Raw genomic sequence first — 12,630 nt, 5'->3', positions numbered from 1 at the left:
GTCACGCGAGGACGAGACCGACCGAAAAGAGGACGGCGTAGAGCGCGAGGAGTTTCCCCGTGTCTTCGAGCGCGGGGTTGAGCTTCTCGCCTTTCGTCTCGGTCACGACGGTCCGCGCGATGCGGGCCGCGACGGGCATCGAGAACACGGGGAGAAGGACGAACCAGTCGAAGCCGGCGCGGGTCCAGAGGTAGACGGGGACCGCGTAGGCGAGCGCGAGCATGGCGAGGTACTCGGCGCGGGCGAAACCGTAGCCGAACCGGACCGCGAGCGTCCGCTTGCCCGTGGTCGCGTCTTCCTCCTTGTCGCGGACGTTGTTCACGACGAGGATGTTCGTGGAGATGGCCGCCATCGGGAGGCTGGCGAGGACGGCGGCGACCGTGACGGTTCCCTCCGGAACCCCGACGGGAAACGGGGTGGCGAGGACGCTCGCGGCCTGCACGTAGAACGTTCCGACGACGGCGACGAGGCCGAAGAAGACGAAGACGAACAGGTCGCCGAGGCCGTGGTAGCCGAGGGGGTACGGGCCGCCGGTGTAGGCGATGCCCGAAGCGACCGAGAGCAGGCCGATGACGAGGATGGGCACGCCGCCGACGTAGACGAGGTACGTGCCGAGGAGGACGGCGGCGGCGAAGGTGAGGTACATCGCGCGCTTGACCTCGGCCGGGGGGATGAGTCCGCCCGCGGTGACGCGGGTGAAGCCCTCGCGGGCCTCGGTGTCCGCGCCCTGCACCGCGTCGTAGTAGTCGTTGGCGAAGTTGGTCCCGACTTGGATGAGAAGCGCGCCCGCGAGCGCCGCGAGCGCGGGGAGCGGGGCGAACAGGTCGGCGTGGACGGCCACCGCGGTGCCGACGACGACCGGCGCGGCGGCCGCCGGAAGCGTCTGCGGCCGCGACGCCATCACCCACGCCCGCCTGCGAGAGATGTCCTGCGTGCTCATTGTCTGCATACGAGTGCCGGAGCAGTGAGTAAGTTCCTATCCGAAAGCGCGCGACGCCGAGGCGGTGGGTGGGAGAACACGGCGGCTCGGCGCGCGGTGCGGTCCGGCAGGTCGCTCCCCGGCATCGGCGACGACGTGGTCATCGCCGCCGCCGACCCGGGGATGGTGGTTCCTCGCTACTCGGGACCGGCGTCGGGGTCGGAACCCGACCCGGCGTCGAAGCCGAGGCGGGCGGCGAGTCGCTCGCGGCCCCGCTCGGCCCGCGCTTCGACCGCCTCCTCGGAGACGTACATCTCGCGCTGGCGCTCCACGTCGGCCTCGCGGAGTTCGCGGAGTCGCTCCTCGGAGAGGTCGCAGTCGTCGGGGACCCGGCTGTCGAACCGCTCGCGCCAGTCGTCGCGGGCGGCCGCCTCGTCGGCGAGTTCCGCCTCGGGTCGTATCCAGTCCCAATGACGCGCGAGGGCCTCGGGATAGCCCCGTTCGAGGCGGTGGTCGGTGATGACCGACCGCCCGACTCGCGCGCCCTGTCCGGCCGACATGATGGCCTGCACGTTGACCTCGCTCACCGGCGCGGCGACGTACAGCCCGTCGATCGGCGTGCGCCCCTCGACGTCGGCGTAGTCGCGGTCGAACTTCGTCCGCGTCTCGCCGTCGTACTCGTAGGTGACGAACATCTCGTCGTCGCCGAGCGGTTCGAGAAAGTCGCCGCCGTAGCGGGCGGCCGCGACGACCCGCCTCGCGGTGACGGTCTCGCCGCTCTGGGTCGTGACCGCGAAGCCGGGGCCGGTGGCGGCCGCGTCGGCGGCATCCCCGCCGGAATCCCCCGCGACGTCCGCGGTCGCGGTCTCGTCGTCCCCGACGAGTTCGACCGCCTCGACGAGGTCTGAAACGAGGTCACAGCCGGCCGCCTCGACGTGGTCGTGGATGAGCCCGTAGAACGTCTCGACGTCGACGCCGCCGGGGAAGCCGAGGTAGTTCTCCAGATAGGCACAGCGCTGGAGCGACGACCGGCCGCGGTCGAAGACGACGGTTTCGAGGCCGTACCGGCCGGTGAAGAGGCCCGCCGAACAGCCCGTCGGTCCGCCGCCGACGATGGCCACGTCGTAGTCGAACGCCGCGGCGTCTGCCATCTCAGAACTCCCCGTTGACGACGTCCGCGACGCGCTGGCGGTCGAACAGTTCGGCGTCGCTCGTCACCTCGCCGAACTCCTCGGGGTACATCTGCTTCGCGGCGCGTTCGGTCAGGAACAGGTTGTGAATCGGCCCCTGATTGAGGTAGCCGCCGCGGTAGACCCGGCCGTTCTGGACGGCCGTCAACTCGCCGCCGACGGGGTGGTCTTCCATGTACGCGAGGACGGTGTCGCGGAACTCAGCGGCCGTCTTGCGCTCGTGGCCGCGAATGAGAATCACGTCGGGGTCGACTTCGAGGAGGTTCTCGTAGTCGAGTTCGCCGCGGTTGGTCGTGCTGAGGTTCTCGATGTCGGTCCCGGTGAGCGCGTCGGTGACGCCGAGGTCGTTCCACTGCTTTTTGCTCGTGCCCTTGTCGTTGAGGCGGTACGGCGAGAACGTCTCCGGCTCGGTCGTCCCCTCGTAGGTGAGAAAGACGTTCGGACGCTCGTCCGCCGGCGGCAGTCGCGACTGTATCTCCGCGATGAACTCGTCGTGGAGCGCCGCGAACGCCTCGTAGCGCTCTTCGCGCTGGAACACCTGCGCGACCTTCTCGAACGCCTCGTAGAGGGTGTAGTAACGGTAGTCGTGCCAGCCGTCGGACCGGCGGAAGATGAGATTGCCGACGAACGGGGCGACGTTCTCCGCGATTTCGTCCACGTCCTCCTGGTCCCAGTCGAACCAGTTGATGAGCATGTTCGGGTCGTAGAGGTGGACGTCGTTGTCGAGTTCGTAGAACTCCTCTTTCGTCCTGACCTCGGGGTACGCCTCGATCTGCTCGCGGTCGACGCTCACGCCGGGAAGCTCGTCGTAGACGTAGGTGTAGTACCGACCCGCGCCGCCGACGCCGGTCACCCCGTCGCCGACGCCGAGCGCGACGGCCATGTCCGCGTAGCCGCCGTCGTAGGCGGCCCACGACTCGGGAACCGAGTCGAACGTGACCTCGCCCATCGGCTCCATCGTCACCGAGTACGAGCCGTCGGCCTCGGCCGTGTCGGTCTCCGTCTCGGTGTCGGCCGCGGTGGTGGTCTCGGCGGCCGCCTCGGTCGTCGTCTCGGCCGCGGCGGTCGTCTCGTCGCTCCCCGACGAATCCGACGTGCAGCCGGCGAGCATCCCGGCCCCGAGCGCCGTGCCGCCGTACCGGATGTAGTTGCGTCGCGTGAGTCCCTCCCGCCCGGTGGATTTCTCGTCCATGGAGTTTAGGCTTGCCTAAATGTATAAGAGCGTTCCTATTTTTCGGTGCGCCTAAATCTCGGCGGAGCGACGTGTTTCGACGCGGCGGCGGGGGCGGTCCGCTCCCGGCGGCGTCAGCGCCTCAGTAGTGCCACGGGTAGTCGCGGAAGCGCGGTTCGCGCTTTTCGAGGAAGGCGTCGCGGCCCTCCTGTGCCTCCTCGGTCATGTAGGCGAGTCGGGTCGCCTCGCCGGCGAACACCTGCTGGCCGACCATGCCGTCGTCGGTCATGTTGAAGGCGTACTTGAGCATGCGCATGGCCGTCGGCGACTTCTTCGTCATCTCGTCGGCCCACTCCAGCGCCACGTCTTCGAGGTCCTCGTGGGGAATCGCCTCGTTCGCCATTCCCATGTCCACGGCCTCCTCGGCGGAGTAGGTCTTGCCCATGAAGAACACCTCGCGGGCCTTCTTCTGGCCGACCTGCTTTGCGAGGTACGCCGACCCGAAGCCGCCGTCGAAGGAGGCCACGTCGGGGTCGGTCTGGAGGAACTTTGCGTGCTCCTCGGAGGCGAGCGTCATGTCGCAGACGACGTGCAGGGAGTGGCCGCCGCCGACGGCCCACCCCGGCACGACGGCGACGACGGGTTTCGGCATGAATCGGATGAGCCGCTGGACTTCGAGGATGTGCAGGCGACCGGCCTTCGCCTCGCGGACGAGCGGGTCGTCGGAGGAATCGGCCTCGTCGTCGTCGCGGTACTCGTAGCCCGAGCCGCCGCGGACCGACTGGTCGCCGCCGGAACAGAACGCCCAGCCGCCGTCCTTCTCGGAGGGGCCGTTGCCGGTGAGCAGGACGCACCCCACGTTCGCGCGCTTTCTGGCGTCGTCGAGCGCGGCGTAGAGTTCGTCTACGGTTCCGGGTCGGAAGGCGTTTCGAACCTCGGGACGGTCGAACGCGATGCGGACCGCCGGCACGTCGAGAGCGCGGTGGTAGGTGATGTCGTCGAACTCGTCGGACCCCGGGACGGGCTCCCAGCGGTCGGGGTCGAAAATCTCCGAGACCATACCGAGAGGCGGCGCGGGCGGCGCAAAAAGATTCGCTTGCGGCCGCGGTCTGGGGGACGACCCGCAACCTGACCGCTCCCCCGGCCCGGAGCTATTTGTCAGTCCGCGAACTACTCTCGCGCATGTCGGCCGCGACCACCCTCCTCGTCAGACTCGTCCACCTCGTCGGGATGGCGCTCGTCCTCGGCGGCGCGGCGTTCGCGTGGGCGACGCTCAGAACCGCCGGTCCCGGACGCGCGGACGCCGGCGGCTCGACCGTCCCTGTCGGCGAATCGACTTCGCTCGCAGCCACCTACGAGTGGGTTTTCTGGGCGGCGATGGGCGCGATGGTCGTCACCGGCGTCGGCAACCTCGGCGCGCTCGGCCCGCCCGGACCGTCCGGGCGCTGGGGGTCGATACTGACGGTGAAGCTCCTCGCGGTGACCGCGTTCGTCCTCGGGTCGTTCGTCCGGACGCTCGTCGTGTTCCGACTCCGGCGAGGCGACCCGACTGGTTCGGGGCGCTCGCTCCTCGCGAAGGGCTACGGCGCGACCGCCGCCGCGCTCCTCGTCCTCGTCGCGCTCGCGGAGGTGCTGGCGCATGGCTGAGGCCGCCGCCGGCCGCGTCGGGGCGCGGGGGCGCTTCGAGGCGTGGGTCGTTTCGTCGTTCAACCTCGTCGTTCTGAGCCTCGTCGGACTCCTCGCGGCGCACGCGGGCGGCGCGCTCGAAGGCGAACTCGCCGGCTTCGGGACGCTCCCCGGCGTCGCCGTCTTCGCCTACCTGTGGCTCCTCACCGCGGCCGCGACCCGGTGGGCGCTGGCGGACGGCGGACTGGCCGACCTGCGAAACGGCCTCCGCGGACTGTGGCGACTCGTCCTCCGCGGGTTCGCGGCGGGCGCGCTCATCGGGGCGGCGTTCCTCCTCGGGGTGCTCCTCGTCGGCGCGATTCTGAACGGGGCCCCGCTCCCCTCGCTGGCGTTCATCGCGCTCATCGGCGTCGCAGCCGCGAGCGTGGTCGGGGGCGTCATCGGCGGGCTGTCGGTCCTCCTCGACGCCGGCTGTTACTGGGCGGCCGGGCGGCTCGTCGGCCGGTGGGCGGGGTCAGCGGTCTCGGACGAAGCTTCCGACGCGGAGTGAGTCAGCCCCGAAGCGGCCCGCGCGGACTCGTCAGCCACGACGCCAGTCCGACGAGTATCGCGGCCGCGATGCCGACGAGAAAGGCGGTCACGCCGGCCACGGAGCCGTAGGCGACGAGGCCGGTTCCGACAAAGGCGGTGGCGAGCGACCGGCGGCGACCCAGCGATTCGGGGTAGCCGCCGGCTTTGAACCGTGCGAGTCCCCACGCGACCACGGCGACGAGCGGTGCGAGGCCGAGGCCCGTCAGGGACCGCTGGACGACGAACCAGAGGACTGGAAAGACGACCACGACTGCGACGAGCGCGAGCGTCCCGCGGCGGCCGAGCGCCGGGGGGTAGCCGCGCTCTACGAGGTCCGAGAACAGTACCACGCCGACGGCGACGGTCGCTCCCGCGAAGACCCCGGAGAGCGGTTCGTACGCGATGACGGTCGCGTAGGCGAACACGAGGACGCCGAGGAATCCGGCGACGGCGTAGACGCTGCCGCGGTACTGGCGGAAGAGTTCGGAGGGCATGTCGCCACGATTCGGAGCGCGGGAGAAAAGTCAGTCGGTCGACTGGTTCGGTCAGTCGGTCAATCGGACAGTCGCTCGACCGCGCGCTCGGCGATGCGCTCGCGCACGCGGTGAGACGACTCGGCGTCGGTGCGGACCTCGATGACGTCGGTGCCGTCGGTGGCGACCGACTCGGCGTAGGCGTCGCGGAAGTCGTCCGGGGCGACCGACGCGAACGAGAGGTCGTAGAGCTCCTCGGTGGCCGCGAAGTCGAGACCGTGGGGCGTCTTGAACTGGTCGGTGAAGGGCGGTTCGTACTCCTCGATGGGGAGCATGTGGAAGATACCGCCGCCGTCGTTGTTGACGAGGACGATGGTCGCGTCCACGCCGAGGCGGCCGAGCGCGAGCAGGCCGTTCATGTCGTGGTAGTACGCGAGGTCGCCGGTCAGGAGCGTCAGGTGGTCGGTGGCCGCGGAGCCGGCTCCGAGCGCCGAGGAGACGACGCCGTCGATGCCGGACGCGCCGCGGTTGCCGAGGACCGTCCGGGACTTCGTCGAGGGGCGCGCGAAGCGGTCGAGGTCGCGGACGGGCATGGAGTTCGAGACGAACAGCGTCGCGGGCTCGGGCGCGAGGTCGGCCACGTCGGCCGCGAGTCGGCCCTCGAACGCGTCGGTCTCGTCGTCGACGAGGCTCCAGTAGGCGTCCTCCGCGTCGGTCCACAGCGCGTTCCACGACTCGTCCGGGCGGTTGCGGATGAGTTGCGAGAGCCGCCACGCAAGCACCGACGGCTCGGCCTCCACGAGGTCGGTCGCGCCGAACTCGGCCTCGCGCCAGCGGCCCGTCGGGTCGACGAGGTACTGCCGGGCGTCGGTGCGCGCGAGGTACTTCCGGAGCGCCTTCGAGGTCGGCGACGCGCCGATGCGGACGACGACCTCCGGGTCGGGCCAGTCGGCGGTGACGCGCTCGTCGAGGTAGGCGTCGTAGCCGCCGAGGACGGTCGTCGTCCGGGTGTGACCGCCGAATCGGAGCCCCGAGAGCGGGTCGGCGACGACCGGGAAGCCGGTCGCGTGGGCGAACGCGGCGACGGCCTCGGCGTTGAATCCGGGCGGGTCGGCGGGCCCGGCGACGACGAGGCCCCGGTCGACCGCGAGGTCGTCCGCGAGTTTCCGGAGGTGGTCCTCGGAGAGCTCCGGCGCGCCCGCGGTCGTCTTGACGTACGGGCGGCTCCCGCTCCGGCCGTCGAGCGCCTCGGGGTCGAGGTCGGCGGGCACGTCGCCCTCGACGTGCGTCGGTTCGAGCGGCTTTCTGAAGGGGAAGTTGAGGTGGACGGGGCCGGCGTCGACGCCGGTCGCCTCGGAGACGGCGCGGCCGGCGGTCGTCCGGAGGCTCCGGAGTTTCCTGTCGGTGGCCTCCGGTTCGGGCATGTCCTTGTACCAGCGGACGGCGTCGCCGTAGAGCTTCTCCTGGTCGATAGTCTGGTTGGCCCCGCTGTCGCGGAGTTCCGGCGGGCGGTCGGCAGTGAGGACGAGCATCGGCACGCGGGCCTGCGACGCCTCGATGACCGCGGGGTGGAAGTTGGCCGCGGCGGTGCCCGAGGTGCAGACGACGGGCGTCACCTCGCCCGTGCGGCGGGCGCGGCCGAGCGCGAAGTAGGCCGCCGAGCGCTCGTCGAGGTGGGAAAACGCCTCGATGTCGTCGTGGCGGTCGAACGCCTCCGTGAGGGGCGTCGAGCGACTGCCGGGTGCGATGCACACCGCGTCGATGCCGGTGCGTGCCAGTTCGTCGGCGAAGGTCCGTGCCCAGAGGGCGTTTCGGTTCGGTGCTGTCATCTCGTCTGGGTCGTCTGTCTCGTCGTCGAATCGAATCGGGGTCCGAACTCAGTCGTCGCGTTCGAGTTCGTCGAGGACGGGTCGGTACTTCAGCTGCACCTCGTCCCACTCGGCGTCGGGGTCCGAGTCGGCGACGAGGCCGACGCCCGCAAAGAGCGTCGCCAGCGTCTCCTCGACGATTGCCGAGCGGAGGGCGACCGCGAAACTGCCGTCGCCGTCGGCGTCGAACCAGCCGACCGGCGCGGCGTACCAGCCGCGGTCGAACGGCTCGGTGTCCCGAATCACGCCGAGGGCGGCCGCCGGCGGGAGGCCGCCGACCGCGGGCGTCGGGTGGAGCGCGTCCACGAGCGAGAGGACGTGTTCGTCGCGTTCGAGCGTCGCGTCGATTGGCGTCCAGAGGTGCTGGACGGTCGCCAGTTTCCGAATCCCGCGGTCGCCGACGCGAATCTCGGCCGACAGGGGCGCGAGCTGTTCCCGAATCGTCTCCGCGACGAGTTCGTGTTCGTGGTTGTCCTTCTCGCTTCCGAGCAGTTCGTTCGCCAGCCACTCGTCTTCGTCGTCGGTGTCGCCGCGGCCGGTCGTCCCGGCGAGCGCGCCGGTCTCGACCTCGCGGCCGCGGAGCGAGACGAGTCGCTCGGGCGTCGCACCGAGGAAGCTCGCCCCGCCGTTCGGCTCGACGAGGAATCGGTGGCAGTCGGGGTACGTCCCGCCGAGGCGGGCGAGCAGGTCGGGCGCGGCGGCGGGGCGGTCGAGTTCGACTTCGAGCGCCTGCGCGAGGACGACCTTCTGAAGGTCGCCGGCGCGGATACGCGAAACCGCGGCGTCGACGCTCTCGTGCCACGCCTCGACCGAGGTCGTCCGGTGGCGGTCCGAGACGCCCGGCGGCCCCTCGGGGGGCGCGTCGTCGAGCGATTCGAGCGTCTCCCGGAGTTCGGCGAGTCGGTCGCCGACAGTGTCGGCGTCGGCCTCGCCGTCGAGGGCGGTGACCGTGAGCCACGCGTCGCCGCCGTCGAAGACGACCTGCGCCTCGGGGACGACGAAGCGCGCGGCCGGGAAGTCGGCCCACGGGTCGCGGCCGGTCGCCTCCTCGTGGAAGGCGAGGCCGCCGAAGAATCGCGGGCGGGCGGCGTCGGGGGCGTCCACGTCCGCGCCGTCGAACAGCGCCGCCGCCGACCGGCGGACGCGCGCGAGTCGCTCGGGACCGTCGGCCTCGACGGCCACGGCGACGCCGCCGCCGACGACTGTTGGCTCGTCGGGGGCGGTCCACAGCGCCCGAGGGCGCTGCATCGCCGCGAGCGACGCCGAGACGGGCGGCGCAGACAGTCGAACCGACCTGCTGACGAGGTGGGTCCCCACCTCGTCTGTCCGCAACGGTTCCATCGACCGTGGCTCAGGACCGGGGACGCTTGAAACTCTCCCTTCTGTCCCGCACCCCGGTCGGGCGACTCCGGTCGAACGCGCACATCTGTCCACCGAACGACAACGCTGGTTGCTCGGACGCGAAGCGACCGCCGAAGACGCCGGAAAATCAGCTTAGCTGTAGCGCTCTTCGTTCCACGGGTTCGCCCACCTTTTTCCGTGGTTCGCTACGCTCACCACGCAAAAATCTGGACCAAAAACTTAGGTTAGCTGTAGCGCTCTTCGTTCCACGGGTTCGCCCACCTTTTTCCGTGGTTCGCTACGCTCACCACGCAAAAATCTGGACCAAAAACTTAGGTTAGCTGTACCGCTCTTCGTTCCACGGGTTCGCCGTGTTCGAGTAGCCGCGTTTCTCCCAGTAGCCGCGTTCGGGTTCGGTGAGGAACTCGACGCCCGAGACCCACTTCGCGCCCTTGTAGGCGTACTTGTGCGGGGTGACGACCCGGAGGGGGCCGCCGTGGTCGGCGGGCAGGTCCTCGCCGTCGTAGCCCCAGACGAACATGACCTCGTCGCGCATGCACTGGTCGAGCGGCAGGTTCGTCGTGTAGCCGTCCATGGCGTGGAACATCACGTGGACCGCGTCGTCGTCGACGCCGACCGCGTCGGCGAGCGCCGGGAACGTGACGCCCTCGAACTCGCAGTCGAACTTGCTCCAGCCGGTGACGCAGTGGAAGTCCTGTACCTGCGTCTCGGAGGGGAGGTCGCGGAACTCGTCGAACGAGAGGTCGAGTTCGGTGTCGACCGCGCCCCACGCCTCGAACGACCACGTCTCGGGGTCCCACGAGGGCGTGCCGCTCTTGGAGAGGACGGGGAACCGCTGGGTCTCGCGTTGGCCCGGCGGGAGTCGGTCGTCGCCGAACTCCTCGTAGAGGTGGGTCACGTCGTTGGCCATGCTCGAATCTTCGGCCCGACGCACCTATCACTAACGACTCCGGACACCCGTCGGAGCCGGGGCGACCGCGGGCACTAACCGAACGTAAACGGCGATTCGAGTTCGCCGGGACGACCTTCGGGAAACCCGATTATTCCCCCGGTAGAGTTATATACGGCCCTTCCAAAGCGACGGACGTTCAGATGCCCAAAGTAGAGATTACCGTGCCGGAACACCTGGAGATGCAGATCGTCCAACTCGTCGAGAAAGGCGAGTTCGTCAACCGCGACGAGGCCATCGAGGACCTGCTGTCGACCGGTATCCGCGCGTACAAGACCAGCGGTCCGATGTCCGACGAGGACCGCGCGTACGAAGACGACGGAATGATGGGCCACGAAGACGAGTACGTCTTCTGAGCCGAGTGACAGTATCCCCCAATAACTCTTAAACCGCCTTCGCTCCTACCCAACGCTCATGCACAAGGACGAACTGCTGGAGCTGCACGAACAGATGGTTATCATCAAGGACCACTTCTCGGCCCGCGAGCACGTCGATTCGAGCCTGTTCGACCCCTACGACGAGCTCGCCGTCGAGCCCTCCCACGTCCACAAATCGAAAAGCGAGCACAAACACGCCGTGTTCGTGCTCGGTAACGCCCTCGCGACCGCGATGAGCGACGACGAGTTCTCCAGCGCGGGCCGCGTCGGCAAGCGCATGGAGGAACTGGCCGACGACGCCGAAGGGAAAATCTGAGCGGCCGTCGGCCGCACCGCCTCCAGCGACCGCCCGCCCGCCGCGGAGTCGCCGCTGGCGGTTGGGTTCGTGTCGTTCGCTAGCACTTCTTAAGCAGTTCTCCGCGGGTTTCTTTACCACCCGTTCGCACGACACTGGTAGCTAATGCTAGAGATACCGGGCTGGATACCGTTCCAGCGGCTCGCGGCGCTCCTCGCGCTCCTCGTGGCCGCCGTCGCGCTCGCCGTCGTCGACAGACCGAGTCGGCTCTCGGCGGCGCTCCGGCGGCGCTTCCTGTTCGGCCTCCCGCTCGGAACGCTCGTCAGCGCCGGCGGCGTCCTCCTCGTCTATCTCGTCGTACAGGACGGCTGGTCGTCGTGGTACCGACCCATCGTCATCCCGTTTCGGGCGTGGTCGTACTTCTACCCGGCCGGGATGCTGACCGCCGCGTTCGCCCACTCCAGTCCCGGTCACCTCGTCGGCAACCTCGTCGGCACGCTCACCCTCGCCCCCGTCGCGGAGTACGCGTGGGGCCACTATCCGACGCGCCGCGGGTCCACCTCGTTCGGGTCGGCCGGCGAGAACCCCTACGTCCGGTCGCTCGTCGTCTTCCCCGCGGTCGTCTTCGGCGTGGGCCTGCTCACCGCCGTCTTCGCGCTCGGCCCGGTCGTCGGTTTCTCGGGTGTCGTGTTCGCGTTCGCCGGCTTCGCGCTCGTCTTCCGCCCGCTCGGGACCGTGTTGGCGTTCCTCTCCGGGCGCGTCGTCAGCCTGTTTTACAACGCGATGCTCTCGCCCGAAGTCGTCTCGTCGGCCCGCCCGGTCTTCTCGACACCGTGGTGGTCCCAAATCGCCATTCAGGGCCACGCCATCGGCTTCCTGTTCGGCGTCCTCCTCGGCGCGTGGCTCAGCCACCGCCGCGAGGGGTCGAACCCGCCCGCGCTGCCTCTCTTCGCCGGCGTCCTCCTGTTCGGCGTCAGCGAGTCGCTGTGGGCGGTGTACTGGTACCGCGGCGGCGAGACCTACGTGCTGTTCCGCGCCGTCGGCTTCGCGCTCGTCGTCGCGCTCGCGCTCGTCGTCGCGCTGACGGTCGCGGCGTCCGACAGGCCGCTCCGCGAGTACGCGCCCGACACCTCGGTGTTTTCGGCCCGCCGCTGGCAGGCCGGACTCGCCGTCCTCCTCGTCGTCGTCGCGGCGCTGTCGGGGCCGGCGATGCTGTACAACACGTTCACCGCGAGCGGCGACGACCTGCCGGGCGAGAGCGTCACGGTCAGGGACTACGACGTGACCTACGCCGAGGACGTGCCGAACGGGCTGACCGCCGCCTTCGACGTCGAACTGTTCGGCGAGTCGACGACGACCAACACCTCCGGCGTCATCGTCAGAAGCGAGCGGCGCGGCATCTGGACGACGGCCGTCTCGACGAGTCGATTGGCGTTCGACGGCGAGTCGGCGGTCAGACTCGGCGGCCTCGGCTGGCGCGACCGGGTGACGGCGGTCCGCGACGGCTACGTCGTCACGGGCGCGGGAACGGCCTACCGGGTGTTCCTCGTCGCCGACGGCGAGGCGCGACTGGCTTACGACACCGGCCCGGTCCGGGCCGAACCCGTCGTCGCCCGGCGGAGCATCTCGGTCGTGCCGACGGCGACGGGCTACGACGTACAGGTGTCGTCCGACAGCGGGACCGTCAGGGGGCCGATGCCGACCGAGAACACGACGACGACGCTCGACGGGGTTCGGTTCGTCCGCGAGAAGTCGTTCGTCTTCGCCGAGTCGCGGGGGACGAAAGTCCGCATCGCGCGGGAAGAGACGTACAATTAGGGCGCGACGACC

Annotated in this window: 13 protein-coding genes; 5 read left to right on the top strand and 8 right to left on the bottom strand. The window is 69.7% G+C overall.

The features are described from left to right. Position 1: 1 nt before the first annotated feature. From NDI65_RS01345 to NDI65_RS01330, 4 genes are all read right to left on the bottom strand, one after another. Positions 2–940 (bottom strand): 1,4-dihydroxy-2-naphthoate polyprenyltransferase, encoded by a 939-nt coding sequence (locus NDI65_RS01345; protein WP_310893223.1) that lies wholly within the window; start codon positions 938–940, stop codon positions 2–4. Between the two features lie 176 nt (positions 941–1,116). After that, on the bottom strand, positions 1,117–2,070 hold the full coding sequence (locus NDI65_RS01340; protein WP_089777937.1) for an NAD(P)/FAD-dependent oxidoreductase: 954 nt from the start codon (positions 2,068–2,070) through the stop codon (positions 1,117–1,119). 1 nt (position 2,071) lies between these two features. Further along, on the bottom strand, positions 2,072–3,301 hold the full coding sequence (locus NDI65_RS01335; protein WP_089777935.1) for an ABC transporter substrate-binding protein: 1,230 nt from the start codon (positions 3,299–3,301) through the stop codon (positions 2,072–2,074). Positions 3,302–3,422: 121 nt separating this feature from the next. Next, positions 3,423–4,340, bottom strand: coding sequence for a 1,4-dihydroxy-2-naphthoyl-CoA synthase (locus tag NDI65_RS01330; protein ID WP_089777933.1), 918 nt, complete (start codon positions 4,338–4,340; stop codon positions 3,423–3,425). 122 nt (positions 4,341–4,462) lie between these two features. On the opposite strand from NDI65_RS01330, the gene NDI65_RS01325 reads away from it, so the two are divergent. Then, positions 4,463–4,927 carry a hypothetical protein gene (locus NDI65_RS01325; protein ID WP_089777931.1) on the top strand — a complete coding sequence of 155 codons (465 nt, stop codon included), beginning with the start codon at positions 4,463–4,465 and terminating at the stop codon, positions 4,925–4,927. Next, entirely contained in the window at positions 4,920–5,456 is a 537-nt protein-coding gene (locus NDI65_RS01320) for a hypothetical protein (RefSeq protein ID WP_089777929.1), read from the top strand. The genes NDI65_RS01325 and NDI65_RS01320 overlap by 8 nt, the downstream gene beginning before the upstream one ends. A 1-nt stretch (position 5,457) precedes the next feature. On the opposite strand, the gene NDI65_RS01315 is transcribed toward NDI65_RS01320, so the two are convergent. The 4 genes from NDI65_RS01315 to NDI65_RS01300 form a co-directional block, all read right to left on the bottom strand. After that, positions 5,458–5,970, bottom strand: coding sequence for a hypothetical protein (locus NDI65_RS01315; RefSeq protein ID WP_310893217.1), 513 nt, complete (start codon positions 5,968–5,970; stop codon positions 5,458–5,460). Between the two features lie 59 nt (positions 5,971–6,029). Further along, positions 6,030–7,778 carry a 2-succinyl-5-enolpyruvyl-6-hydroxy-3-cyclohexene-1-carboxylic-acid synthase gene (gene menD, locus NDI65_RS01310; protein ID WP_089777925.1) on the bottom strand — a complete coding sequence of 583 codons (1,749 nt, stop codon included), beginning with the start codon at positions 7,776–7,778 and terminating at the stop codon, positions 6,030–6,032. Between the two features lie 48 nt (positions 7,779–7,826). Further along, positions 7,827–9,158 (bottom strand): isochorismate synthase, encoded by a 1,332-nt coding sequence (locus tag NDI65_RS01305; protein WP_089777922.1) that lies wholly within the window; start codon positions 9,156–9,158, stop codon positions 7,827–7,829. A gap of 337 nt (positions 9,159–9,495) precedes the next feature. Continuing rightward, positions 9,496–10,089: a sulfite oxidase-like oxidoreductase gene (locus tag NDI65_RS01300; protein WP_089777920.1), complete on the bottom strand. Its 594-nt coding sequence runs from the start codon at positions 10,087–10,089 to the stop codon at positions 9,496–9,498. Positions 10,090–10,271: 182 nt separating this feature from the next. On the opposite strand from NDI65_RS01300, the gene NDI65_RS01295 reads away from it, so the two are divergent. From NDI65_RS01295 to NDI65_RS01285, 3 genes are all read left to right on the top strand, one after another. Beyond that, the gene (locus NDI65_RS01295; protein WP_089777918.1) at positions 10,272–10,484 is read left to right on the top strand and encodes a cell surface protein; all 213 of its coding nucleotides are present in this window, start codon (positions 10,272–10,274) and stop codon (positions 10,482–10,484) included. 58 nt (positions 10,485–10,542) lie between these two features. Then, a complete protein-coding gene (locus NDI65_RS01290) occupies positions 10,543–10,821 on the top strand; it encodes a UPF0058 family protein (RefSeq protein ID WP_004969989.1) in 279 nt (92 codons plus the stop codon). 144 nt (positions 10,822–10,965) lie between these two features. Next, positions 10,966–12,618 carry a rhomboid family intramembrane serine protease gene (locus NDI65_RS01285; protein WP_089777916.1) on the top strand — a complete coding sequence of 551 codons (1,653 nt, stop codon included), beginning with the start codon at positions 10,966–10,968 and terminating at the stop codon, positions 12,616–12,618. Positions 12,619–12,630 lie beyond the last annotated feature (12 nt).

The sequence above is a fragment of the Haloferax sp. S2CR25 genome (genome assembly GCF_031624535.1).
Classification (GTDB): domain Archaea; phylum Halobacteriota; class Halobacteria; order Halobacteriales; family Haloferacaceae; genus Haloferax; species Haloferax massiliensis.
This window is presented reverse-complemented; position numbering and strand designations above follow the sequence as displayed.